Genomic DNA, 23,973 nt, shown 5'->3' with positions numbered 1-23,973 from the left:
ATCTGACTGGAAAACGTAAAGAATTGTCATCTAATGTTCTCTGTCTGTGATCGTGACCGCAAAGTGAACCGGATGGGACGTCTATAGTTAAGGCAGGAAATGACAAGACAGCAATGATGCTAAGACTATCGACAACCGGAGGTGACAGATGAAACGTAAAACCGCAATGAGACTGGGCAATGCCCTGATGGGACTCGGTTTGCTCACAATGGTCGGTGGCGTTGGTTATTCCATTTTAAATCAATTGCCTGAACTGGGATTACCGCAGTTTATGGCTCACGGTGCTGTCGGCAGTATTTTCATCGGGGCTATTTTGTGGCTGGCCGGTGCCAGAGTCGGCGGGCGCGAACGCGTTGCAGATCGCTACTGGTGGGTGCGTCACTACGACTCACGGTGTTCAAACAGTAAGACACATCGCCATTCCTGATTAAACGGCCTGAAAAGAAAAAACCGTTGTCGCTCACGCTTCAACGGTTTTTTGCATTTCTGAATCAGTCAGTTTTTACAGAAAACAAAACGCCCCTGAAAAGGGGCGTTGTGATTAATGCTCGAACATTGCAGAAATGGATTCTTCATTGCTGATGCGGCGGATAGCCTCAGCCAGCATGCCTGACAGGGTCAGGGTGCGTACTTTTTTCAGTGCGCGGATTTCTGCGGACAGCGGAATGGTGTCGCATACAATCACTTCGTCGATGACGGAGTTTTTGATGTTTTCCACTGCGTTGCCGGAGAAAATTGGGTGAGTTGCGTAAGCGAATACGCGCTTAGCACCGCGTTCTTTCAGTGCTTCAGCGGCTTTACACAAGGTGCCACCGGTGTCGATCATGTCATCAACCAGCACACAGTCACGGCCCGCGACGTCACCGATGATGTGCATCACCTGAGAAACGTTGGCACGTGGACGGCGTTTATCGATGATAGCCATGTCGGTATCGTTAAGCAGTTTCGCCACGGCACGGGCACGAACAACGCCGCCGATATCCGGGGAAACAACGATTGGGTTTTCCAGATTTTGTTGCAGCATATCTTCGAGCAGGATAGGGCTGCCGAAAACGTTGTCTACTGGTACATCAAAGAAGCCCTGAATCTGCTCTGCGTGCAGGTCAACGGTCAGAACGCGGTCAACACCGACGCTGGACAGGAAGTCAGCCACAACTTTCGCGGTGATTGGCACACGGGCAGAACGCACCCGGCGATCCTGACGTGCATAGCCGAAATAAGGAATAACGGCTGTGATACGACCAGCGGAGGCGCGGCGTAAGGCATCAACCATGACGACCAGTTCCATCAGGTTATCGTTAGTAGGCGCGCAGGTGGACTGGATAATGAAAATATCTCCGCCACGTACATTTTCGTTAATTTGCACACTTACTTCACCGTCGCTGAAACGACTGACGGCGGCGTCACCAAGGCTGGTGTATAAACGGTTGGCAATACGTTGTGCTAGTTCCGGGGTGGCGTTACCAGCAAAAAGCTTCATATCAGGCACGAGAAGAACCTCAGGCTTGCGTCCAGGGAAGACATTGGCTTTTGGCACCACCGGGCGGTGAGCGGTACCAAAGCATTATGCTCACGATACTTCTAAATCTTACTGCTTAAACAAAAACCGGTGAATAATTCGCTGGCAAAGAACAGACACATAACCGTTGTGACTCTCTACGCTTTGCCCGCAGTTCTCAACCCGGCTTCGCGAAAACGGTGTAACGGTGAAACGTTGACACCGCGTGCAACAAAACCCCGACTCCATGCCGGGATTTCATTTAAAACCTGACGGGCTTCGGATTCGGTGTCGAATTCGGCAAACACACAAGCACCTGTTCCGGTCAGTCGCGACGGCGCGTATTCTAACAGCCAAGAAAGTAGCTGTTCAACCTCGTAAAAACGTTTTCTCGCAATCGGTTCGCAATCATTTGCGTAAGGCGTGTTCAAAAGCACATTTACAGGGCGTTTTGGTGTATTTCTGGTCAGTTCCGGATCGCCGAAAATTACCGGGGTCGGAATGTGAACACCGGGATGAACTACCAGGAACCATTTTTCGTCCGGTGTGACCGGCTGCAAGATTTCACCAATGCCTTCGGCAAACGCGGCAAAACCCATCACAAATACCGGCACGTCCGCGCCCAGCGTGATGCCGAGTTCAGCCAGTTCCGTATCTGTCAGCCCGCAATTCCACAAGGTGTTCAGGGCAACCAGAACGGTTGCGGCGTTAGAGGAGCCGCCACCCAGGCCGCCGCCCATCGGGATCTGCTTTTGCAGGGAAATATCTGCGCCAAGCGGGTTTCCCGTGTGTTTCTGCAAAAGACGAGCGGCGCGCACCACCAAATTTTCGTCGTCTGAAACGCCTTCAACCGGGGTGGTCAGGGCGATAACGCCGTCGGTGCGCACGTTAAAACTCAGGCTGTCGCCGTAATCGAGAAACTGAAACAGCGTCTGCAAATCATGGTAGCCGTTGGCGCGCTGCCCGGTGATATAAAGGAACAAATTGAGTTTAGCCGGAGACGGCCACAATTGCTGCGTCATCTCAGTTTAATGTCCAGTTATCCATTTTCAGCTTGATGCGCTGTTCGCCCTGGGTCATTTCCAGACGTTGCGGCAGGGACGGTTTGGCGTCGTCGTCATAGGCCTGATACACCACGGTGCCGCTCTGACCATTCTGGCTGAACTTAACCTGGGAGAGACGATACTGGCTGTCGAGGGTGAAATCAGTGCCATCACCCGGCAGGCCAAGCATCCACAAACGCAGGTTGGACAGCGGAATCGACATGCCGGTCAGCTTACGGATCATGTCGTCAGGATTGTCGCTGGTGTAATGCTTTCCTTCGTTATTGGTCAGTTGCGCGATACCACTTTGCACTTTCAGCTCCATTTCGGTGCTGCCAAGCGGATTGGTCAGCAGCAGACGGTAGCTTTCCGGGGAGTATTGTTGCCAGAAGAAGCGGGCGTAGACTTTCTGTTTATCGGAAATGTAAGCGAAAGAGCCGCGGGTCTGATAATGCTCGAGTTGTTTGACCTGAGCTTCATGTTCACGCCATTGCGGAGACGTCGGGCTGGTCGCCGGGCCTTTCGGCGCATTAATCGAACACGCAGCAAGCACTAAACTTGCCAGAGGGAGGAGGCGAACAAAATGTGTTTTACGCATTGGCATAACAGGTTAAATCCTTTGTGCTTTGGCGGCGGTGGCTTTTATAAACAGAAAAGGGGCCAGTCAAATACGGCGTGCGCTAGTTTAGCACAGCCAGCGCATCGGGTGATCGGCACCCGGTACAGATGATCGACGATCGGAGAGTTTTGGGACAATACTGATTTGTAAATGGATTTAACGTTAGATGCTGTACGGCTTTTATTGATCCCGCGCATCTTGTAGAATGCGCAGCAGACGTAAACCCATACTATTATAAAGTATAAGTCGATAATCGCTTCCCATATGACCCTGCTTGCATTAGGTATCAACCACAAAACCGCCCCGGTGTCTCTGCGTGAACGGGTAACATTTTCACCCGAGACTCTTAATCAGGCGCTCTCCAGTCTGCTCCAGCAACCGCTGGTGCAGGGCGGAGTCGTGTTGTCTACCTGTAACCGTACGGAGCTCTATCTGAGCGTCGAACAACAGGAAAACCTGCAAGAACAGCTGGTTAAATGGTTATGCGATTATCATCATCTCAGTGAAGATGAAGTCCGTAAAAGCTTGTACTGGCACCATGATAATGACGCCGTCAGCCATCTGATGCGCGTGGCGAGCGGGCTGGATTCGCTGGTATTGGGCGAACCGCAGATCCTCGGGCAGGTCAAAAAAGCCTTCGCCGAATCGCAAAATGGCCGTGCCGTTTCCGGCGAACTGGAACGTCTGTTCCAGAAATCCTTCTCCGTTGCCAAGCGTGTCCGCACTGAAACGGATATCGGCGCAAGTGCTGTTTCCGTCGCTTTCGCCGCCTGTACGCTGGCGCGCCAGATTTTCGAATCCCTTTCTGAAGTGAATGTGTTGCTGGTCGGTGCGGGTGAAACCATCGAACTGGTGGCGCGTCATCTGCATCAGCACAATGTCCGTCATATGATGATTGCGAACCGTACCCGCGAACGTGCGCAGGCGCTGGCAACGGAAGTTAACGCGGAAGTAATCAGTTTGCAGGATATTGATTCCCGTCTGGCCGAAGCCGACATTATTATCAGTTCTACCGCCAGCCCGCTGCCGATTATCGGCAAAGGGATGGTGGAACGAGCGCTCAAAGCGCGCCGTAATCAGCCGATGCTGATGGTCGATATCGCCGTTCCGCGTGATATCGAACCGGAAGTCGGTAAGCTTGCCAACGCGTATTTATACAGCGTTGATGACCTGCACAGCATTATTCAAAACAATCTTGCCCAGCGTAAAGCCGCTGCGATTCAGGCGGAAACCATCGTTGAGCAGGAAAGCTCAAACTTCATGGCCTGGCTGCGTTCGCAGGGAGCCGTTGAAATTATTCGTGATTATCGCTCACGTGCTGATATTATTCGCGCCGACGCACAAGCAAAAGCCTTAGCCGCCATCGCGCAGGGCGCTGACGTCGAAGCGGTGATCCAGGAATTAGCCCACAAATTGACCAATCGCCTTATTCACGCGCCAACCCGTTCTCTGCAACAGGCAGCCAGCGACGGTGATGTGGAGCGTTTGCAAATTTTACGCGACAGCCTCGGGCTGGATCAGCAGTAATTCTCCTTTTCTCACAGGGTTAAACACCACGCATGAAGCCTTCTATTGTTGCCAAACTGGAAGCGTTACAAGAGCGCCACGAAGAAGTGCAGGCGATGCTCGGCGATGCCAGCGTCATTGCCGATCAGGATAAATTCCGCAGTCTTTCCCGCGAATACGCTCAGTTAACGTCTGTTTCCGAATGTTTTCTGGCCTGGCGTCAGGCGCAGGAAGATTTAGAAACTGCCGAAATGATGCTCGACGATCCCGAGATGCGCGAAATGGCGCAGGACGAAATCAAAGACTGCAAAGCTACCCTCGAAGATCTCGAACAAAAATTACAGCTTCTGTTACTGCCGAAAGACCCTGATGATGAACGCGGGTGTTTCCTTGAAATTCGTGCAGGAACCGGTGGTGATGAAGCGGCGATTTTTGCCGGTGATTTATTCCGCATGTACAGCCGTTACGCAGAATCGCGTCGCTGGCGTGTGGAAATCGTGAGCGCCAACGAAGGCGAGCACGGTGGATATAAAGAAGTCATCGCCAAAGTGAGCGGTGAGGGCGCGTACGGCCAGTTCAAATTTGAATCCGGCGGCCATCGCGTTCAGCGCGTTCCGGAAACCGAATCTCAGGGACGTATTCATACGTCAGCCTGTACCGTTGCCGTGATGCCGGAAATTCCGGAAGCCGAATTGCCGGAAATCAACGCCGGTGATCTGCGCATTGATACGTTCCGTTCCTCCGGCGCGGGTGGTCAGCACGTCAACACCACCGATTCTGCCATCCGTATTACCCACATTCCGACCGGGATTGTGGTGGAATGTCAGGACGAACGTTCTCAGCACAAAAACAAAGCCAAGGCGATGTCCGTGCTCGGTGCGCGTATCCGTGCGGCAGAGGTGGCGAAACGTCAGGCGGAAGAAGCCTCTACGCGCCGAAACCTGCTGGGCAGCGGTGACCGTTCTGACCGTAACCGTACCTACAATTTCCCTCAGGGCCGCGTGACCGATCATCGCATCAACCTGACAATTTACCGTCTGGATGAAGTAATGGAAGGCAAACTCGACTCGCTGATCCAGCCGATTGTGCAGGAGTATCAGGCCGATCAGCTCGCAGCACTTTCTGAGCAGGACTAATGGATTTTCAGCGCTGGCTGCGTGAGGCTACGCGCCGTCTGGCTGCGGGTGAAAGCCCGAAGCGTGACGCTGAAATCCTGCTCGGCTTTGTGACTGGCCGGGCAAGAACCTACATTATGGCTTTTGGCGAAACACCGCTGACGGCCACTCAGCTTTTACAACTGGAAACCCTGCTGGCGCGACGCGAGCAGGGTGAACCCGTTGCCTATCTGACCGGTGAACGTGAGTTCTGGTCGTTGCCGCTGTCGGTTTCTCCCGCCACGTTAATTCCGCGTCCGGATACCGAATGTCTGGTCGAACAGGCGCTTGCCCGTCTGCCGTCTGAGCCGGTGAAGGTACTGGATTTGGGGACAGGAACGGGCGCGATTGCGTTAGCGCTGGCCAGTGAGCGGCCTGACTGTCAACTGACCGGTATCGATTTGCAGCCCGACGCGGTAACGCTGGCGAAACACAACGCGCAAAAGCTGAATATCACCAATGCGCGTTTTTTACAGGGCAGCTGGTTTTCGCCGGTCGCCGGTGAAACGTTCGCCCTGATCGCCAGTAATCCGCCGTACATAGACGCCACGGATCCTCATCTTGCGCAGGGTGATGTCCGTTTTGAACCGTCAAGCGCGCTTGTGGCAGAAAATGCCGGTCTGGCTGATCTGGCTCATATTATTCAGACGGCACCCGCGTATCTTCAAAAAGGTGGCTGGCTGTTGCTCGAACATGGCTGGCAGCAGGCGGAAGACGTACAAAAACTGCTGTGCGATGCCGGTTATCAGCAAGTTTCGACGGTGAAAGATTATGGCGGCAACGATCGCGTCAGCCTCGGACAGCGGACTTCGTAGTCAAAATCATTGAATTTAAAACGATAAAAGAAGGAAACAGGCAATGGCGTATGTCTGGATAAAGCATCTCCATCTGGCCACGATCACCCTGAGTATTGCGCTGTTTGTTTTGCGATTTTTTTGGAAATGGTCGGGTTCTGCTATGATGCAGAAACGCTGGGTGAAGATAGTTCCGCACATTGTGGACACCTTGCTGCTTTTAAGCGGCATTTCGCTTATCTTCATCACGCACTTTTATCCGTTCAGCCCACAGGGAACCTGGCTGACCGAAAAGATTTTTGGCGTTATTATCTATATCGCGCTGGGCTTTGTGGCCCTGAGCAAGCGACCTGTTAGCCAGAAAACCCGCTGGCTGGCCTTTATTCTGGCGCTCGCTTGCCTGTATCTGGTTCTCAAACTGGCGCTGACGAAAATACCGCTTCTAATGGGATAACTATGAGTACCCTTGCTGATTTTGAATTTAACACTACCCGGCTCAGTACCGGGGTGATCAAAGTAACGGAATCTGTGCGTTTTGATTTCAATGCGGACGATGTGCGCCAACAGCTGCAAACGCTGGTTGATGAAGCACGCCGCGTGGTTCCTGAGGACCTTGATCAGGATCAGCAGCTTGAAGTGTTGATTGAACTGTTTTACCGCACCTGGGGATTTGGTGGCGCGGGCGGTGTTTACCGCCTTTCGGACGCTATCTGGATCGACAAGGTGCTGGCTTCGCGTCAGGGCACGCCGGTTTCGCTGGGCGTGATTTTCCTGCACATCGCGCATGAGCTGGATTTACCGCTGATGCCGGTCATCTTTCCGACACAACTGATCCTCCGCGCTGACTGGATGGATGAAGAAATGTGGTTGCTCAATCCGATCAACGGCGACACGCTCAATGAGCACATGCTTAACGTGTGGCTGAAAGGGAATCTGGGCGTGACGGCGATTATCGAAGATGATGATCTGGAAGAAGCCGATAACACAATGATCGTGCGTAAAATGCTCGACACGCTGAAAGCGGCGCTGATGGAAGAAAAACAGTTCGAACTGGCGCTGCGGGCGAGTGAAACGGTTTTACAGTTTGATCCGGATGACCCGTATGAAATCCGCGACCGTGGTCTGATTTATGCTCAACTGGAGTGTGACCACGTGGCGATTTCCGATCTCAGCTATTTTGTTGAGCAGTGCCCGGAAGACCCGATTTCAGAAGTGATTAAAGTGCAGATCCACTCGATTGAGCACAAGCAAGTCACGTTGCACTGATTTTAAGTTACCTTACGTTATCACCGGATAAATGCTGATGAGACAACGCGTTGACGCATTTCACGGTGAAGGATTTACCATTAAAAAGGCCAAAGCATGAAACATAAAGTGGTTAGCATTCAGGACATTAAAGTCGCCAACGATCTGCCGTTTGTGTTGTTCGGTGGGATGAACGTACTCGAATCACGCGATATGGCGATGCGTGTGTGTGAACATTACGTCACCGTGACACAGAAACTCGGCATTCCTTACGTTTTCAAAGCGTCTTTTGATAAAGCCAACCGCTCATCTATTCATTCCTACCGCGGTCCGGGTCTGGATGAAGGTATGAAAATCTTCCAGGAACTGAAGAAAACCTTCGGCGTGAAAATCATCACCGACGTTCACGAATCCTGGCAGGCACAGCCGGTTGCAGACGTGGTTGATGTTATTCAGCTGCCTGCCTTCCTGGCTCGTCAGACCGATCTGGTTGAAGCGATGGCGAAAACGGGTGCCGTGATCAACGTGAAAAAACCACAGTTCGTGAGCCCGGGGCAGATGGGTAACATCGTGGATAAATTCAAAGAAGGCGGCAACGATCAGGTTATCCTGTGCGATCGCGGCAGTAACTTCGGTTACGACAACCTGGTTGTCGACATGCTGGGCATGAACGTGATGATCAACGCAACGGGCGGTCACCCGGTGATCTTCGACGTGACTCACGCACTGCAAACCCGTGACCCGTTTGGCGCGGCTTCCGGCGGCCGTCGTGCGCAGGTTGCAGAACTGGCGCGCGCAGGTATGGCGGTCGGTATCGCAGGCCTGTTCATCGAAGCACATGAAGATCCGGCTCACGCGAAATGCGACGGCCCGTCAGCGTTGCCGCTCGACAAACTGGAGCCATTCCTGGTTCAGATGAAAGCCATCGACGATCTGGTGAAAAGCTTCCCGGCGCTCGATACCAGCAAGTAATTTGTGGTTTGAATGTCAGTAAAAAGGCGACCCTCGGGTCGCCTTTGTTGTTTCTACAACAGAAGTTTTAAAGATTTACAGCGCCTCCGCCAGACTCCCGTGGAAGCTCAGGCGGCCTTCGACCGGCTGCATTCTGGCGCGCGCCAGCGTTTTCAGAGGCTGAAAAGGGATTTCTGCAATGCGCAGTTCCGTATCTTCCGGCAGTGCGTCGATGAAATTGCGTAAGGCGTTAACGCCGCCGGCATCAAGAACGGCGACGCGATCCCACAGCAGGACGATCACTTTTTTGCCCCCGGCCCGCGCCTGGAGTTCACTGAAAATGCGCTCGGCGGCGGCAAAGAATAACGGCCCGTTGACGCGCAGAACCAGTGTGTTATCCGGTGTTTCGACGGCAACTTCAGTCAGGCGCGTCAGCCGGGCAATACGGCGCATAAACAGCAGTGAAGCCATCACAATCCCGGCCGTAATCGCAATCACCATATCGAACAATACCGTCAGGCTCATGCAGGTCAGCATCACCAGAATGTCGTCTTTCGGCGCGCGGCGCAGTAAATCCACCACTTTATGCGCTTCACTCATATTCCACGCCACCATCAGCAGCAGTGCTGCCATCGCCGCCAGCGGAAGCCACGAAAGCAGCGGAGCAAGAATGAGCAGGGCAAGAATGACCAGCAGAGAGTGAATAATGGCGGAAACCGGTGATGTCGCACCAGCACGCACGTTCGCCGCCGACCGCGCAATGGCCGCCGTGGCAGTAATACCGCCAAAGAACGGGCTGACCATGTTGCCAATACCCTGACCGATCAGCTCATTATCCGAATGGTGTTTTTTGCCGGTCATGCCGTCGAGCACCACCGCGCACAGCAATGATTCAATCGCGCCGAGCATCGCCATGGAAAATGCGGCGGGGAGCAATGCCTGAACCAGCGACCAGCTCAGGCCGCTGCCGTCAGGCTGTGCCCACGGCAGCGCGAACTGCGGCAGGATCGGCGGAATGCCGTTGCCCTGCGTGCCATCCGGCAAAAGGAAGTGAAAACGCGAACCGATGGTGGCAACCGGATGCCCGGCCTGCATGAAAATTGCCATCACGGCGCAACCGGCGAGTAATGCAGGCAGATGGCCGGGCACGCGCAGCCCGAGCTTCGGCCACAAAATCAGCACGCCAAGCGTGACGATACCAATTGCCGCATCGCCGATATCCAGCGTTGGCAGCGCCATCACCAGCGCGGCAACTTTACTGAGGTAATGTTCCGGCACGCTCGTCATCGTCAGGCCAAAGAAATCTTTGAACTGCATCGTCCCGATGGTGATCGCAATGCCGGACGTAAAACCGAGCGTCACCGGCAGCGGAATATATTCGATTAACCGGCCAAAACGCGCGAGGCCCATCAGCAACAGAATAAACCCGGACATCAGCGTCGCCAGCAATAATCCCGATAAACCGAACTGCTGTGAAACCGGATAGAGAATGACGACAAACGCCGCCGTGGGGCCGGAAACGCTGAAACGCGAGCCACCGAAAATGGCAATAACGATGCCCGCAATTGCCGACGTGTACAGACCGTACTGCGGTGGAACACCACTGCCAATCGCCAGTGCCATCGCCAGCGGGATGGCGATGATTCCCACGGTGACGCCTGCAATGGCATCTTTGAGTAAACGCTGAAGGGTATATTTTTCACGAAAACAGGCGTCTGTCAGGGCGCTGAAAAGGCTGACATGGCGTCTTCCTGAGGTATTCATAGGGCGTAAACCACCTGGAGAAAATATTGAAAAGAACCCGGTCTTCCTTCACCGGAAATTTGTAGCCTACGCCGGTTACACTGATTTTGCATGGACCTAAATCAAAGCAGGGCAATGCAGCCGGATACGGACTTCGCATTATTATGATTGCTGGCAATGTGACGTGTCGCCAGTTATTTCACTGACGCACACGACGGAGGCATTCATCATCTATATTTAAGTTAATACCCGTAAATCGGTCAGGGAAAGCGTGAGAGGGCGCCGTTATCTATGCCGGACATCATGTCACTGGGAAGTTTGTATGGGGATATTTGCGTCACCTACGCCACGCTTTCAATCAGTTTTTTTGTACTGAGCCGCAGTGAACCTTTTACGTTTAAAGGCGCCCACTGGAAACGGCTGGCGTTTGGATTGGTCGCGGGGATCACGGCATTATACCTGCGCGGTAACCAGCTGGTGCTGACCGAAAATCTGTCGTTCAGTTTTGAAATGTTGCCGATGATTTTAGTGACTTTTTTCGGCGGCTGGCTCAGCGGGTTAACCAGCTATTTCGTGGCGTTTCTCTTCAGCGGGATGTTCACGCTGAATAATCTGTTTATGGGCATTATTCTCGGCACGCTGTTTTTATTTCGCGTCTGGCGAAGACGTAAACATCGCGAACTGTATATTACGATCGTGCTGGTCGGTATTTTCCGTCTGGCGCTGGTTTCCGGAATTCACGGTATTGAAGTGCCGTGGACCGAGCTGATTTTTTATCAGGCGATTGCCGCCTGCTGCATGATCCTCTGTTATCACGCGCTGAATTATAAAGAAATCTACATGAATAAAGTCTTCACCATCCGCGTGAAGGCCGCAACCGATGAGCTGACGCAAATCAATAACCGCGCCAGTCTGGATTACTGGCTGGCTCAGCGGCAAATTCAGCGCGAAGCCTGCGGGTTAATTCTGCTGGATATTGATAACTTCAAACGTGTAAATGACACGCTAGGCCATCTGGTGGGCGATCGTGTATTAATTGAGGTAGGACGATTATTACGTCACCTGACGCGCAACGAGGATTTTGCCGGGCGTTACGGCGGCGAGGAGTTTCTGGTGATGACGTCAGCGTATGATCCCGCCACATTACTGGCGATTGCAGAACGTATCCGCAAGGAAGTGGAGGATTGCGTGATTATCCTCGAAGATGGCCGCACGCTGAGAGTGACAGTGTCACTGGGGGTATCGCTATATTTACCCGGCATGATTATCCGTAAATCGCTGAAACTGGCCGATTTTTCGTTATACGAAGCGAAACGGAAAGGGAAAAACTGCGTTGTAGCCAGTTCAATTCTGACGCTGGCCGCGCTCGGCGCTAAACGCCATCCGCAAAGAATGTAAAAAGGAGCCTTTACGGCTCCCTGTTTACCGCTACTTCTGCGTGCCTTCTTCAATTTTTGGCGGATAGGTCAGATCCGCGTTTTTACGCATCTTCGCCACGTCTTTCGCCGTCACCGTTGCGCCTGCCGGATCCCCAAACTGCGTGCTGACATAGTTGCTCAGTGTCGCAATTTGCTCATCATTCAGCTGGTTAGCGAACGAAGGCATCATGATTTCGCCTTTATCCATATGGCGCTGGACGCCATTTAAGATCACCGAAACCTGATTCCGGCTGTCATATGAACCGGTGCTGGTGTGGCTGAACAGCGACGGATAGGCGTGGAATCCTTCACCGCTGCCCGCGCCGCCTTTACCGTGACAGGCTGCGCAGCTGGCGTTAAACAGCGCGGCGGCGGATTCATTCACCGTCTGGCCTTCGGCGCGCAGAGGATACACATCCTGATTCTGTTGGCCCCAGGCATCGCGCGGTTTGGTCTGCTTGTCGTCACCGACAGCCGGTACGGAACGGATATAGGTCGCGATCGCGTTCAGGTCGCTGTCAGACAGATGTTGCAGGCTGTGCTCGATAGCTTCACCCATCGCACCGGACGCTGACGCTTTCCCGGCCACAAAACCGGTTTTCAGGTACGTCACCAGTTCCTGTTGCGACCAGGTGCCGATCCCGGCGTTTTTGTCCGGTGTGATGTTAAACGCCACCCAGGAACCTAAATCACCGCCGGAAAACGCTTTGTCGGTGTCCATGCCCATGGTCAGCGTGCGCGGCGTGTGGCAGGTGCCGCAGTGTTCAAGCGCTTCCACCAGATAAGCCCCACGGTTCCAGTCCGCAGATTTGGATGGATCGTTTTTCAGCTCGCCTTTATCGAAGTTAAATAACTTCCACACGCGCATGCCCCAGCGCTGGTTGAACGGGAAAGACAAATCGGTTTGCGGCCCGGCGGAATGCACCGCAGGCAGCGACATCAGATAAGCTTTCACCGCCAGCACGTCGTCGCGTCTCATCTTAGTGAAAGAGTCATACGGCATCGCCGGATACAACTGTTGTCCGTCTTTGCCGACACCTTCCCGCACCGCACGCACGAACTCATCATCCGTCCAGCTGCCGATACCAAATTCTTTATCGGAGGAAATATTGGTGCCGTAAATCACCCCGAACGGCGAGGCCAGCGGGTAACCGCCGCCAAATTTCGCGGTTTTATCCGCACCCGGTGCCGTATGACACGCGGTGCAGTCACCGGCAGTCGCCAGATATTCGCCGCGTTTGATAAGTTCTGCATTACCGGAGGCGTCATCCGCCCAGGCGCTGGTCGCTGCCACTAACGGCAGCATCGCCAGCATGAATTTCATTTTCATTGCTCAGTCCTCAGAAAATCAATCAGGCCAGGCTTTTCAGCACCGTGTCCGCCATGCGTAATGCCAGTGCTGTACCGGACAGCGTGGAGTTCACCGTGGAGGCCGACGGCATAATGCCGGTACCGGCAATGAACAGGTTCGGGTGGTCATGCGTACGACAGTCGCCATCCACCACGGAATCCTTCGGATCGCTGCCCATAATCATGGTGCCGGTGATGTGCTGGTTGTTGTCGTAAACGCCACGCTTGCTGTACACCACTTCGGTGCCGCCCATCTCTTTGACGATCTTCTGGAAATCGAGCATTGACTGGTCATAGCCGCGATGTACGTATTCCGGGAATTTGTAGTGGACTTCCAGACGCGGAATGCCCCATTCGTCTTTCTCAGTTTTACTCAGCACCACGCGGTTTTCCGGCTCCGGCAGCATTTCCAGCAGGCATTTCAACTGGATAAAACGCTCGGACTGGAACGCCAGTTTGTCGTTCAGCGCTTTGCCGTAATAGCCCTGACGCACCAGCCGTTCCGTGAGATAACGCACCGGAGACGTATTGGCGACGTCGATACGTAACGCGGATCGGTCGCTGCGGAATTCACCGTCGCGCAGGTTATTGATACTGCCCGGACGCATCGGGCCGCGGCCGAAATACACCGGTTCATCGGCATAGAACTCTACCGAGGTGCCGGGGTGATCCATCAGGTTACGGCCGACCATGCCGGAACTGTTGGCGATGCCATCTGGGTATTTATCACTGGTGGACATCAGCAGCAGTTTCGGGCTTTCGATGCCGTTGGCGGTCAGGACGAAACGCTTACCGGTGACTTTGTGCGTGACTTTGTCGGCGTCGAGATAATGCACGGCAACAATCTCGCCGCTGTCGCTGGCTTCAATCTTGTACACCACAGCATTGGCAATCACGCGGACACCGGCTTCGATGGCTTTACGGGCGGAAATGCCGCCGTGGTATTGCGCATCAATCGGGCAGACCGGCATGCAGTTATTGTTGCCGCAGCAGGCAGGGCGGCCATCGTAAGGAATACTGTTGCGCGCCTGCGGGCCGATGCCCAACACATAACCCAGTTTGGCAATACGTTTGCTGATGCGGTCAAAGCCGTAAGGCAGCGGAATGCCCGGCAGCGGATACGGCTGCGAACGCGGGGAATCCAGCGCATCGTCACCGGAAACGCCCATCTGTATTTCGGCTTCGGTGTAGTACGGTTCCAGCTCTTCATAACTGATGGGCCAGTCGCGTCCGATGCCGTACAGCGTTTTGATTTTCATGTCGTTTGGCAGCAAACGGAATGCCTGTCCCGCCCAGTGCCAGGTAGTGCCACCGACGCCGCGCAGGTATTGCGCGGCATACAGATCCGGACCTTTCTGGATCAGATAGTTGTTATCTTTTGGCTGGAATTTGGGTTGCGGAGCCCAGGGTTTTGGCGGATAGGGTTCAGTAAAATCGCCTTTCAGCGGCGACTGACGAAACAGTTCGACTGCTTCGTCACGTTTGATCACCGGGCCGGAATCCAGCATCAGCACGGAAACACCGGCTTTCACCATTTTCAGCGCGGCAAGAGAACCGGCGATACCGGCACCAATGACGACGACGTCAGCATTCAGCGCTTCAGCCATGAGTGACCTCCGGGGAATTTTGTTGCGTTGTGGCAGGTTTGTTAACCCAGAAATTCGGCTCACCCGGCGCATAGCTTGGCGGCAGCAGGTTATTTTTCAGCAGCTGATAGCTGACGATGTTTTCGAATCCGATGCATTTCTGGCTGCCGGGCTGGCCGACAACGCCGAGGTACCAGCCGCTGACCAGTTGCTGATAGAGCTGCGCCAGTTCCGCGGGTTGTTGTGCCAGCAGCTGATGCAGGTCATCGCCGACCACCCCGTCATGTGCGGTGAGCAGCGCGGAAAGGGCGTCGAGCTGGGCATCAAGTTGCTTATCATGCAGCCAGCTGTAGAGTGCCTGGCCGAGATGCGGTTCGAGCGACGCCATGCCGGTCAGCTGTTTTGACAGCGTCATAAACCCGGCGGGCATGGTGATGGCTGAAGCCAGTGGTGGTGCGGCATGCGCCAGTGTGGCAAATACGCCACCGCCAAGCAGCTGGCTGCCAAAACCCGCAGCCAGCACGCCCGCGGTGCCGAGAACCATCCGGCGACGAGAGAGATTGATCATGCTGAAATTCCGTATACGTTCTGAAACGGCCACGGGCGTGACCGTCAACAAGAAGGATTGTAGAAAAGTGCCTGTTATTTCAGGACGCCGGCCGCTTTTTCAGAAGACTGGTTATCAATATCCTGCTTCGGTGTGCTGACGCCCACGGCGCCAACCACTTCGCCGTTCAGGGTCAGCGGGAACCCGCCGCCCAGCGCAACCGCGTGCGGGATCGCCAGCACCGTGGTTTCGCCACCGGCCAGACGCTGCATGAATTTCAGCGACGGCGCGTGATACAGCGCAGAGGTGCGGGCTTTACCGATTGACGCATCGACACAACCGGCCGGGGAACCGTCGAGGCGCTGGAACGCCAGTAATGAACCAGATGCGTCAACAACGGCCACGCAGCCGGTGCTATGTTGTTCGGCCAGCGTGGATTTAACGCTGTCGATCACTTTGGCTGCCTGGGCATTATCGAGCTGAGGATGCCCGGCGGCGAAGGCGGATGTGGCAGAGAACAGCAGTGAGGAGACACAAAGTAGTGTTTTAGCGGTGTGTTTTTTTACAGACATAGACTCATCCCTTGTAACAGTAGCAACAACATTGCCTTGAAAGTGTTTTGAAATAAAAACGCTGAAAATAAATAAGTTAAAAGCCAATAACGTTGTCGGGCTGAGCATTTATCGATGCTTCTTAATGCCACAACGAAGAAAGTGTTATTGCTTTTTGTTTCGTGGATGTTAATTCAATTAACAAAATAGCAGAAGTGACGGTTGCGGCTGGCAACTAATTCTTACAGGGGGTTTGTGGGGGTATTTTCACCAAATCGGGCTTGCAAGCCTTGCAGAATAAGGGTTGAGCATTTTGTGCTGTTATGTACCAAGTGATCCGTTTGTATTAACAAAGTGTGATCCAATTAACAAAAACACCTCCCGTTAAAGAGGTTTTTTGTGATGGCATATGCGCGAGATTTCAGTGCGTCATGGGAAACAGGCTGCCTTCCGGTGAGAGCCCCGCAATGGCGCGATCGCGGTTTTCCAGCCAGGCGATAATACTGCTTGCCGCCTGACGTCCGTCGTCCATTGCGGTCACCACCAGATCCGCGCCGCGCACCGCATCGCCTCCGGCAAAAATCTGCGGATGGCTGGTCTGGTACGGGAAAGCTCCCGCGTGCGACGTGACCAGACGCCCGGCCGAATCACGCTCAACGGCCAGTTCGTTCAGCCACGGCATGGCGTGCGGCTGGAATCCGAACGCCATGATAATGGCATCGGCCTCAAGCAAAAATTCAGAACCGGGGATCGGTTCGGGGCGACGCCGTCCGCTGGCATCCGGTGCGCCGGGGGCGGTGCGTAACAAACGGATCCCGCAAACAACGTTTCAGCCTTGTTAATTAACCACAAATAAATAAAGGTTAATTTTGCGTCCAGATTTTGAGCGAATTTTCAATTGGGCGTCAGCACGGGTTTTCCCGTCAGGAACAGGTATTTTGCAGGTTTTAAGTGAGGTCAACTTCGGGGGAAAATCATTCACCGGACTTGTCGCCACCCCGCATTGACCCGGAATAACCGGTTAACGCGGGGCGGCGGATGTGGCCGGTTTATTTCGTCGTCGGCCAGCTGATACGGCATTCGTCACGACGGAAATTCAGTACACGGCTGCGGTTTGATACCAGCCGGACGCTGTAACCCTGGAAGTAGAGGCAGAAGTTTTTCTTCCACGGCCCGTCGGGGAGTTCGACCAGCAGACGCCCTGCGCCGAGCGACGTCAGTTGCCCGCAGGCGCGTAAAGTGCCGACGCCAATCCTGAGCTGATCGCCTTCGATATCAAACGCGGCTTTGGATTCGGGATGGTACCAGCGCCCCTGAACCATTTTCAGGCAATCATTGGGTACGACTGGCGTGAAATACCGCGATGCATGGCCGATTTCTCCCTGAATTGCTTTGCCGTCCCAGCGCAAACGCATCGGCATGTGTGCGGAAAGCGTAATGGCTTCTTCTGCATCTGCGCCCTGATATAAGTTGTCGGCGGAACCGAGATAGCTGGCGGTACCGTTGCTGACTTTCAGCCAGTACGGCTCGGCGGTGCTGGCGTAAAGACCGTCCGGCAGCGCGTTGCTGCGCGGCGGTAACGGGGAGGCGAGCAGGGCGGACATGACTTCCAGTGCGTGAGTGTACGCGGTGGTGTCTTCACGGTTGGAAACCAGCGCCACGCCGGCGTCCAGCTCAGGATGCAACAGGAAATAGGTTTTGTAGCCGGCATGCGAGCCACCGTGGCCGTAAACCGTATGTTCACCGATTTGTGAAGACGTGGTGCCCAGACCGTAAGCCGACGGAATATCGCCGTGCAGATAACGTTGTTGCGTGAGGGTTTTCAGTACGCCTGCGCCGGGGCCGGTATTGCTGAGTAAGCTTTGCAGCCAGACGCTCAATGATCGCGCGCTGCCGGTCAGGCTGCCGGACGCAGAAAGATGCAGACCTGCGACGGCGGTTTTCCAGCCGGTCGCATCCTGCCAGTAGCCTGGCACCAGCCCGTGGACGATATCAAACCAGGTTTCCGGCGCGTGGAAAGCAATGTCCAGCGGTTGCGCGATATGCTTTTGCAGCAGGTCTTCGAACAGAATGCCTTTTTGTTTCAGGATCTCCTCCACCAGCCGGTAGCCGGTATTACTGTAAGAAATCTCGGTACCCGCCGGGAAATTCAGCGCGCCGTCCTGCGCCAGAAAATCCATGATCGCCACGGCTTCGCTGACGTTATAGACCGATACGCCCAGCAGCGATAAGGTTTCGCGCACGTCCGGCAAACCGCCGGTCATGTCCAGCGCCTGACCTATCGTCACTTGTGCCATCGGGGCTTTTAGCTGGGGTAAATACTGGCCGAGGGTATCGCTGAGGGAAAGTCCTGCATCACTGCGAAGCAGTGCGAGAGCGGCAAAAATATGTTTGGTGACGGAGGCATAACGCACAACGGAATCAACGCTGAAAGGTTCGGTGGTCGTCAGATTCGACAGGCCGCCGGTGGCGTAAGCGCGCAGCGTTTTGCTGTCAAAAAGGGTGATTGCGCCACCCGGTTCACCGGGTTTATTCCATTTTTCAGTTATGCATTTTGCTGTCGTTTCAGCCGCCTGCCACTGTAAAGCAGACTGTGCGGTGGATGTCATTAACATCTCCTTAATTGTCTATCAGTGAATAAGACGGGCAGCCCGGACTGCCCGTGAAAACCGAATCCGCCGCCGGGGCTATTCGGGCTCCTCTAAACTGAGACTTAACGATCTTAACTCTGCTGTGTGCGGATGGGTGACGTTGCCTGTCCGCAAATCGTCTGCACTCAGAAGCTCGACCATTTCACCACCAATCATGACGCCGATGCTGGTGCAAAGATGCGCTACGACGGCCAGATTGTGGCTGACCAGAATATAGGTCAGTTTCCGGCGCTCACGCAGATCGCTCAGCAGGTTCAGAATTTCGGCCTGAACCGAAACGTCCAGCGCCGACGTAGGTTCATCAAGCAGCAGGATTTCCGGTTCTGAAATCATCGCCCGCGCAATCGCCACACGCTGGCGCTGTCCGCCGGAAAGCTGGTGCGGGAAGCGAAAACGCACCGCCTGCGGCAGCCCGACTTCAGCCAGAGCGTCGGTAATGCGCTTTTCGATATTCAGGAAACCGTGAACGATCAGCGGTTCACTCAGAATGCGGTCGATGGTCTGACGCGGATGCAGCGAGCCGTACGGATCCTGAAAAACCATCTGCACACGGCGGAAAAATCGCTTCTGCCGCACCGGCATCTGGTCTTCGCCGCCAATCACCATTTCACCCGACCACGACCGGTTCAGCCCGGCCAGTGCGCGTAAAATCGTGGATTTACCCGAGCCGCTTTCGCCGACAATGCCAAAGCATTCGCCGGGTGCCACGCTGAAGCTGACGCCTTTGACCACTTCCGTATCGCCGAACGCAATGCGCAGGTTATTGAGGATGATTTTGCTGTTATCTAAAGAAGGGGATTCTACTGTCATGAGGTTTTCCAGGCTTCATCACGCACCAGCACCGGCAGTCTGTCACGCGGATGTTTCAGCGACGGCAGGCATTCCAGCAACCCGCGCGTGTAAGGATGTTGGGCTTTCAGCAAATCACCGGCCTGTAACGTTTCGACGATGCGCCCCGCGTACATCACCGCCACGCGGTCGCAGAATTTGGAGACCAGCGGCAAATCGTGGCTGATCAGAATCAGGCCCATTCCGCGGCTGGACACCAGGTCATCCAGCAAACGCAGAATTTCTGCCTGAACGGTGGCATCGAGCGCGCTGGTGGGTTCGTCGGCAATCATCAGTTCAGGATCCGGTGCCAGCATCATGGCAATCATGACGCGCTGGCCCATACCGCCGGAGATTTCATGCGCGTAACGTTGTGCCACTTTATGCGGCTCACGGATTTTCACCTGATCGAGCAGTTCAATGGCAGCATTCATGGCCTGTTTGTTCGAGCCACCCTTGTGTGTCTGCCACGCTTCTGCCACCTGTTTGCCAACCGGCATCACCGGATTGAGCGAGTATTTCGGATCCTGAAGGATAAAGCCGACGCGCTTTCCGCGTATCTGGCGCATCTGTTTTTCACTGGCATTACGCAGATCAATGCCGTCGAAAGAGAGTGTTTCCGCGCGGCATTTCGCGCTGGACGGCAACAGGTTCATCAGACAGCGCGCGGTCAGGGATTTCCCCGAACCGCTTTCGCCCACGATACCGAACTTTTCCTTGCCCAGAGAAAGCGAAACGCCGCGAACAGCATCAAAACTTCCGCTGTTGGTCTGGAAGGTAATATGCAGATCTTTGATATCAACCAGCATCATTTCTCCTTAGGATCGAGGACGTCACGCAGCCCGTCGCCGAGGAAGTTAAACGCCAGAGAAGTCACGAAAATGGCAATCGCCGGGATCAGTGGCACCCACCATTCGCTGAACAGGAAACGGCGTGCGGTCGCAATCATCGCGCCCCACTCCGGCGACGGCGGTTGTGCGCCCATGCCCAAAAATCCGAGGCTGGCGGCGGTGATAATGATCGAACTCATGTCCAGCGTAATGCGCACGACCAGACTTGGCACGCACAGCGGCATGATGTGACGCAGTACAATGCGGGCGGGCGTTGCGCCGGTCAGACGGCAGGCGGCAATGTAATCCGTGCCGCGCACCTGCATGGTTTCGGCGCGCGCCAGACGGGCATACGGCGGCCAGGCGGTGAGGGCGATGGCAAGAATGGCGCTTTCGATGCCGGGCTTAAGCGCCGCCACGAAAGCCAGCGCCAGAATCAGACGCGGGAAGGCCAGAAAGATGTCAGTGATGCGCATCAGAATGCGATCCAGCAAGCCTCCGGCGTAACCCGCGACGCAGCCGATCAACAGGCCAACCGGCGCGACAATTGCCACGACGATAATCACCATGCCGAGCGTGATGCGTCCGCCGTACAAAATGCGGCTCAGCGTGTCGCGGCCCAGTTCATCGGTGCCGAGCCAGTGCAGGGACGACGGTTTCGCCAGACGGTGCGCCAGATCCTGCGTTCCCGGATCATAGCTGGTCAGCCACGGCGCACAGATTGAAATCAGCAGAACCACCAGCACGGTAAACAGGCCGGTGATCGCCAGTGGATTTTTGCGCAGGCCAAGCCAGATACGGTATCTGCGCCCCCAGACCGCTTGCGTGCGGGTGTGAGGCGTATCCGCCAGCAGCCAGGCGCGGCTGCCTGCGCGGGGTTGCGATGTGACAGGTAAAATGCTCATGTTACGCGGGGATCCAATAGTCGGTAGAGAAGGTCGGCCAGCAGGTTAAGCAGCACGTAAATGGCGCCAATCAGCAAGGTGGAGCCGATGACCGGGTTCATGTCGGCGTTCATTAATGACACGGTGAGATATTGCCCGAGGCCCGGCCACGAGAAGACGTTTTCCGTGACCACGGCGCCCTCGAGTAAACCGGCGTAAGTCAGGGCCAGAACCGTAATCAGCTGTACGCCCACGGTCGGAAACGCGTGTTTCCAGATGACACGCTGTGCTGACAGCCCTTTGGCGCGCGCGGTGATGACGTATTCGCCGCCGAGCGCGTTGAGCATGAAAGTGCGGGTCATACGCGTGATGTAGGCCATGCTGAAATAGGCGAGGATCAGAACCGGCTGAGCCATGTGCGCCAGCGCATCCCAAAATGCCCCCATATCCCCGGCGATCAGCGAATCGACCGTCAGTAAACCGGTGACCTGCGGGATCATGTCCTGATAGATGATGTCCTGACGGCCCGGGCCGGGCGCGATGCCTAACGCGGAGTAGAAAATCAGCAGGCTGAGCAGCGCGAGCACAAACACCGGCAGGGAGTGACCGGCCAGACACACCACGCGGATGGTCTGGTCAATCCAGCTTCCCTGACGCGTTGCCGCCCAGACGCCCAGCGGAATGCCGACGATGGCCGCAATAATAATCGCCGCCGTTGCCAGTTCCAGCGTGGCCGGGAAGAAACGCGCGATATCCGTGGTGACCAGATTGGACGTCAGGGCAGACCGGCCTAAATCACCGTGAAAGACCTGACTGATGTAATGAAAGAACTGCATCCAGAGGGGCTGATCCAGCCCCATTTCATGACGAACCCGTTCGACGACTGCCTGCGGTGCATTGTCGCCCACCGCAGCCAGAACCGGGTCCGTCGGCATGACGCGACCGATAAAGAAAGTCACCACCGACAGACCAAACAAAGTAAGACAAACGCTGATGCAGGTACTCAGAAATCCATTGAGTCTCTTGCTCACGCTTTAACAACCTTCTCGTATGGGCTGGTGCTCATTACAGTTAATACCACACCGGAAATCACGTTACGGCAGGCGGCGGTCATGGTCGGTTGCAGCATGATGGCAAACGGGCTGTTTTCCATATGTTTGGTCTGCAACTCTTCGTAGAGTTTGATGCGGGTGGCGGGATCTGATTCTTTCAGCGCCTGAGTGCTGAGGTCAGAGATTGATTTATCCTGCCAGCTGCAACGCCACGCCAGCGTGCGGCTTTTCGCGGCATCGGTGTTATCCGGGTTGCTGCAAAAGGCTTCGGCGTTAGAGTTCGGGTCAAAGTAGTCCGCACCCCATTGAGTCATCGCCAGTTGTTGCTGACGCGCACGCATTTTGGTCAGTACCTGACGGCTTTCTGCCGCGAGCAGCGTCACTTTAATCCCGACTTCGGCGAGGTTAGATTGCAATGCCTGCACGATGTCAGAAGAAGGGGACGCGGAATAATGATCGAGCGTGATTTCAAACCCGTTCGGGAAACCGGCTTCGGCCAGCAGCGCTTTGGATTTCGCCACGTCGCGTTTGTACATGATGGTGTTCACCGCCGCCGGGAAACCTTCAGGCAGGAAGCTCTGATGGATTTTGTGCGTCAGCGGCACGATATGCTGCTGAATGTTTTCGTAATCGATCGCCCATTTGATCGCCTGCCAGACCTGCGGTTTCGCCAGGTTCGGGTGCGCGGTATTGGCGGAAAGCATGAATGTTCCGGCAATTCCTTTCTGAACCAGCGTGAAGTTTTTGTCTTTCAACAGCGGACGCAGCTGTTCGGTGGTCAGGTTACGTGCGATATCGATATCGCCTTTTTGCAACATCAGCAGCTGGGCAGACGGGTCGATAATGTGGCGCATGATGATGCGCTGGATTTTGCCCGCGTGCGGGTTGTTCTTGTTGCTTTCGAGAATGACGGATTCACTGACTTTCCAGTCACGCAGTTTGAAGGCCCCGGAACCGGCGCTGTTTTTCTTCAGCCAGGCGTTACCCAAATCCTCACCGGCCTGATTCGCCAGACAGGCGGATTTCTGCACGATGCTGCCGACGTTGGCGGTCAGGCAATATAGGAGGAAAGATTCGGAAGCCGGTTCAGCGGTTTTGATCACCAGAGTTTCGGCGTCAGTGGCAGTGATCATACTGTCGACGTTGTCTTTGGTATAGCCAAACTGGTTGATGATATACGCCGGGCTCTTGTCGAGTTTGACTACGCGTTGTAGGGAGAACGCGGCATCTTCAGCGGTAACCGGTTTGCCGTCGGCCCATTTGGCTTTCGGATCCAGTTTGAAGGTAAAGGTTTTTTTATCGTCGGAAGCGGTCCATGACAGGGCCAGATCGCCTTCGATTTCATCAGGGGAGGCCAGCTTGGGTTTCACCAGTTGCTGATACATATTGCCGGTAATTTCGCTGCCCACGGACTCGAAGCTTTCATGCGGGTCAAGGCTGGTAATAATGTCGAGTTGGATCGCCATCACCAGAATCGAGGCGGGCGTGGCCGCAAACACGGAATCAAATTTAAGGTATGACAGCACAGGTATTGCAGAAAAACCGGTAACAAATTGACGCCTGGTAACCATAACTACTCCCATCGTGTTGATATATAAAAGTAAAATTAAAAATTACGTTGTCAGACCCTTGACTTAAACTCAGGCAACTGGCTTAAATGAAAAAACGTTGCTTTGCACCTGTCGACGTTTCGTATCGAAAAAACTAATCTGAAGCGTACTGT

22 protein-coding genes and 1 pseudogene are annotated in these 23,973 nt (G+C 54.7%); 8 read left to right on the top strand and 15 right to left on the bottom strand.

Annotated elements, in window-relative coordinates:
* The first annotated feature begins 148 nt into the window (after positions 1 to 148).
* Entirely contained in the window at positions 149 to 427 is a 279-nt protein-coding gene (gene ychH / locus M2403_RS06785) for a stress-induced protein YchH (protein ID WP_152326296.1), read from the top strand.
* A 114-nt stretch (positions 428 to 541) separates the two neighbouring features.
* Here the strand turns inward: ychH and prs are convergent, their stop codons facing one another.
* The 3 genes from prs to lolB all read right to left on the bottom strand — a co-directional run bounded on the left by prs (position 542) and on the right by lolB (position 3,145).
* Positions 542 to 1,489 (bottom strand): ribose-phosphate diphosphokinase, encoded by a 948-nt coding sequence (gene prs, locus M2403_RS06780; protein ID WP_013575591.1) that lies wholly within the window; start codon positions 1,487 to 1,489, stop codon positions 542 to 544.
* Between the two features lie 167 nt (positions 1,490 to 1,656).
* Positions 1,657 to 2,520, bottom strand: coding sequence for a 4-(cytidine 5'-diphospho)-2-C-methyl-D-erythritol kinase (gene ispE, locus M2403_RS06775; RefSeq protein WP_259228795.1), 864 nt, complete (start codon positions 2,518 to 2,520; stop codon positions 1,657 to 1,659).
* A 1-nt stretch (position 2,521) separates the two neighbouring features.
* Positions 2,522 to 3,145 (bottom strand): lipoprotein insertase outer membrane protein LolB, encoded by a 624-nt coding sequence (gene lolB, locus M2403_RS06770; RefSeq protein WP_152326294.1) that lies wholly within the window; start codon positions 3,143 to 3,145, stop codon positions 2,522 to 2,524.
* 279 nt (positions 3,146 to 3,424) lie between these two features.
* Between lolB and hemA the strand changes: the two genes are divergently transcribed.
* The 6 genes from hemA (at position 3,425) to kdsA (ending at position 8,831) form a co-directional block, all read left to right on the top strand.
* Positions 3,425 to 4,687 carry a glutamyl-tRNA reductase gene (gene hemA / locus M2403_RS06765; RefSeq protein ID WP_217153087.1) on the top strand — a complete coding sequence of 421 codons (1,263 nt, stop codon included), beginning with the start codon at positions 3,425 to 3,427 and terminating at the stop codon, positions 4,685 to 4,687.
* 32 nt (positions 4,688 to 4,719) lie between these two features.
* Entirely contained in the window at positions 4,720 to 5,802 is a 1,083-nt protein-coding gene (prfA, locus tag M2403_RS06760; RefSeq protein WP_152326292.1) for a peptide chain release factor 1, read from the top strand.
* Positions 5,802 to 6,635, top strand: coding sequence for a peptide chain release factor N(5)-glutamine methyltransferase (gene prmC / locus M2403_RS06755; RefSeq protein ID WP_165057612.1), 834 nt, complete (start codon positions 5,802 to 5,804; stop codon positions 6,633 to 6,635). The genes prfA and prmC overlap by 1 nt, the downstream gene beginning before the upstream one ends.
* Before the next feature lie 43 nt (positions 6,636 to 6,678).
* Complete coding sequence (locus tag M2403_RS06750) at positions 6,679 to 7,068, top strand: SirB2 family protein (RefSeq protein WP_152326290.1); 390 nt, start codon at positions 6,679 to 6,681, stop codon at positions 7,066 to 7,068.
* A 2-nt stretch (positions 7,069 to 7,070) separates the two neighbouring features.
* Positions 7,071 to 7,880, top strand: coding sequence for an invasion regulator SirB1 (sirB1, locus tag M2403_RS06745; RefSeq protein WP_152326289.1), 810 nt, complete (start codon positions 7,071 to 7,073; stop codon positions 7,878 to 7,880).
* Between the two features lie 96 nt (positions 7,881 to 7,976).
* Complete coding sequence (kdsA, locus tag M2403_RS06740) at positions 7,977 to 8,831, top strand: 3-deoxy-8-phosphooctulonate synthase (protein WP_152326288.1); 855 nt, start codon at positions 7,977 to 7,979, stop codon at positions 8,829 to 8,831.
* A gap of 75 nt (positions 8,832 to 8,906) precedes the next feature.
* On the opposite strand, the gene dauA is transcribed toward kdsA, so the two are convergent.
* The gene (gene dauA / locus M2403_RS06735; protein ID WP_259228794.1) at positions 8,907 to 10,574 is read right to left on the bottom strand and encodes a C4-dicarboxylic acid transporter DauA; all 1,668 of its coding nucleotides are present in this window, start codon (positions 10,572 to 10,574) and stop codon (positions 8,907 to 8,909) included.
* Between the two features lie 270 nt (positions 10,575 to 10,844).
* Here dauA and M2403_RS06730 point away from each other — a divergent pair, with 270 nt between their 5' ends.
* Positions 10,845 to 11,951 (top strand): GGDEF domain-containing protein, encoded by a 1,107-nt coding sequence (locus tag M2403_RS06730; RefSeq protein ID WP_254303039.1) that lies wholly within the window; start codon positions 10,845 to 10,847, stop codon positions 11,949 to 11,951.
* A 30-nt stretch (positions 11,952 to 11,981) separates the two neighbouring features.
* Here M2403_RS06730 and M2403_RS06725 read toward each other — a convergent pair whose 3' ends face one another.
* The 11 genes and pseudogenes from M2403_RS06725 to M2403_RS06675 all read right to left on the bottom strand — a co-directional run bounded on the left by M2403_RS06725 (position 11,982) and on the right by M2403_RS06675 (position 23,821).
* On the bottom strand, positions 11,982 to 13,301 hold the full coding sequence (locus M2403_RS06725) for a cytochrome c (RefSeq protein WP_259228793.1): 1,320 nt from the start codon (positions 13,299 to 13,301) through the stop codon (positions 11,982 to 11,984).
* 22 nt (positions 13,302 to 13,323) lie between these two features.
* A complete protein-coding gene (locus M2403_RS06720; protein WP_259228792.1) occupies positions 13,324 to 14,928 on the bottom strand; it encodes a GMC family oxidoreductase in 1,605 nt (534 codons plus the stop codon).
* A complete protein-coding gene (locus M2403_RS06715) occupies positions 14,921 to 15,475 on the bottom strand; it encodes a sorbitol dehydrogenase family protein (RefSeq protein WP_217153090.1) in 555 nt (184 codons plus the stop codon). The genes M2403_RS06720 and M2403_RS06715 overlap by 8 nt, the downstream gene beginning before the upstream one ends.
* A gap of 74 nt (positions 15,476 to 15,549) precedes the next feature.
* Positions 15,550 to 16,026, bottom strand: coding sequence for a heme-binding protein (locus M2403_RS06710; protein WP_152326282.1), 477 nt, complete (start codon positions 16,024 to 16,026; stop codon positions 15,550 to 15,552).
* A gap of 400 nt (positions 16,027 to 16,426) precedes the next feature.
* Positions 16,427 to 16,828 (bottom strand): annotated as a pseudogene (locus M2403_RS06705) (FAD-dependent oxidoreductase); the annotation flags it as partial.
* Between the two features lie 226 nt (positions 16,829 to 17,054).
* Positions 17,055 to 18,614: a serine hydrolase gene (locus tag M2403_RS06700; RefSeq protein ID WP_259228791.1), complete on the bottom strand. Its 1,560-nt coding sequence runs from the start codon at positions 18,612 to 18,614 to the stop codon at positions 17,055 to 17,057.
* A gap of 78 nt (positions 18,615 to 18,692) precedes the next feature.
* A complete protein-coding gene (locus M2403_RS06695) occupies positions 18,693 to 19,466 on the bottom strand; it encodes an ABC transporter ATP-binding protein (RefSeq protein WP_152326279.1) in 774 nt (257 codons plus the stop codon).
* Positions 19,463 to 20,293 (bottom strand): ABC transporter ATP-binding protein, encoded by an 831-nt coding sequence (locus M2403_RS06690; protein WP_165058700.1) that lies wholly within the window; start codon positions 20,291 to 20,293, stop codon positions 19,463 to 19,465. Before M2403_RS06690 ends, M2403_RS06695 begins: the two co-directional genes overlap by 4 nt.
* Entirely contained in the window at positions 20,293 to 21,219 is a 927-nt protein-coding gene (locus M2403_RS06685; protein WP_152326278.1) for an ABC transporter permease, read from the bottom strand. Before M2403_RS06685 ends, M2403_RS06690 begins: the two co-directional genes overlap by 1 nt.
* Positions 21,216 to 22,229, bottom strand: a complete 1,014-nt coding sequence (locus M2403_RS06680; protein WP_152326277.1) for an ABC transporter permease — start codon at positions 22,227 to 22,229, stop codon at positions 21,216 to 21,218. Before M2403_RS06680 ends, M2403_RS06685 begins: the two co-directional genes overlap by 4 nt.
* A complete protein-coding gene (locus tag M2403_RS06675) occupies positions 22,226 to 23,821 on the bottom strand; it encodes an ABC transporter substrate-binding protein (protein WP_208950729.1) in 1,596 nt (531 codons plus the stop codon). The genes M2403_RS06680 and M2403_RS06675 overlap by 4 nt, the downstream gene beginning before the upstream one ends.
* Positions 23,822 to 23,973: the final 152 nt, after the last annotated feature.

Source organism: Rahnella sp. BIGb0603 (assembly GCF_024808755.1).
Classification (GTDB): domain Bacteria; phylum Pseudomonadota; class Gammaproteobacteria; order Enterobacterales; family Enterobacteriaceae; genus Rahnella; species Rahnella contaminans.
The sequence above is the reverse complement of the archived record's forward strand: the minus strand, read 5'-3'. Positions and strand labels throughout refer to the sequence as shown.

Coding starts and splice junctions, on each gene's coding strand:
- ychH (WP_152326296.1), top strand. CDS start 149: ATGAAACGTAAAACCGCAATGAGACTGGGCAATGCCCTGATGGGACTC.
- ispE (WP_259228795.1), bottom strand. CDS start 2,520: ATGACGCAGCAATTGTGGCCGTCTCCGGCTAAACTCAATTTGTTCCTT.
- lolB (WP_152326294.1), bottom strand. CDS start 3,145: ATGCCAATGCGTAAAACACATTTTGTTCGCCTCCTCCCTCTGGCAAGT.
- hemA (WP_217153087.1), top strand. CDS start 3,425: ATGACCCTGCTTGCATTAGGTATCAACCACAAAACCGCCCCGGTGTCT.
- prfA (WP_152326292.1), top strand. CDS start 4,720: ATGAAGCCTTCTATTGTTGCCAAACTGGAAGCGTTACAAGAGCGCCAC.
- prmC (WP_165057612.1), top strand. CDS start 5,802: ATGGATTTTCAGCGCTGGCTGCGTGAGGCTACGCGCCGTCTGGCTGCG.
- M2403_RS06750 (WP_152326290.1), top strand. CDS start 6,679: ATGGCGTATGTCTGGATAAAGCATCTCCATCTGGCCACGATCACCCTG.
- sirB1 (WP_152326289.1), top strand. CDS start 7,071: ATGAGTACCCTTGCTGATTTTGAATTTAACACTACCCGGCTCAGTACC.
- kdsA (WP_152326288.1), top strand. CDS start 7,977: ATGAAACATAAAGTGGTTAGCATTCAGGACATTAAAGTCGCCAACGAT.
- dauA (WP_259228794.1), bottom strand. CDS start 10,574: ATGAATACCTCAGGAAGACGCCATGTCAGCCTTTTCAGCGCCCTGACA.
- M2403_RS06730 (WP_254303039.1), top strand. CDS start 10,845: ATGCCGGACATCATGTCACTGGGAAGTTTGTATGGGGATATTTGCGTC.
- M2403_RS06725 (WP_259228793.1), bottom strand. CDS start 13,301: ATGAAAATGAAATTCATGCTGGCGATGCTGCCGTTAGTGGCAGCGACC.
- M2403_RS06720 (WP_259228792.1), bottom strand. CDS start 14,928: ATGGCTGAAGCGCTGAATGCTGACGTCGTCGTCATTGGTGCCGGTATC.
- M2403_RS06715 (WP_217153090.1), bottom strand. CDS start 15,475: ATGATCAATCTCTCTCGTCGCCGGATGGTTCTCGGCACCGCGGGCGTG.
- M2403_RS06710 (WP_152326282.1), bottom strand. CDS start 16,026: ATGTCTGTAAAAAAACACACCGCTAAAACACTACTTTGTGTCTCCTCA.
- M2403_RS06700 (WP_259228791.1), bottom strand. CDS start 18,614: ATGACATCCACCGCACAGTCTGCTTTACAGTGGCAGGCGGCTGAAACG.
- M2403_RS06695 (WP_152326279.1), bottom strand. CDS start 19,466: ATGACAGTAGAATCCCCTTCTTTAGATAACAGCAAAATCATCCTCAAT.
- M2403_RS06690 (WP_165058700.1), bottom strand. CDS start 20,293: ATGCTGGTTGATATCAAAGATCTGCATATTACCTTCCAGACCAACAGC.
- M2403_RS06685 (WP_152326278.1), bottom strand. CDS start 21,219: ATGAGCATTTTACCTGTCACATCGCAACCCCGCGCAGGCAGCCGCGCC.
- M2403_RS06675 (WP_208950729.1), bottom strand. CDS start 23,821: ATGGTTACCAGGCGTCAATTTGTTACCGGTTTTTCTGCAATACCTGTG.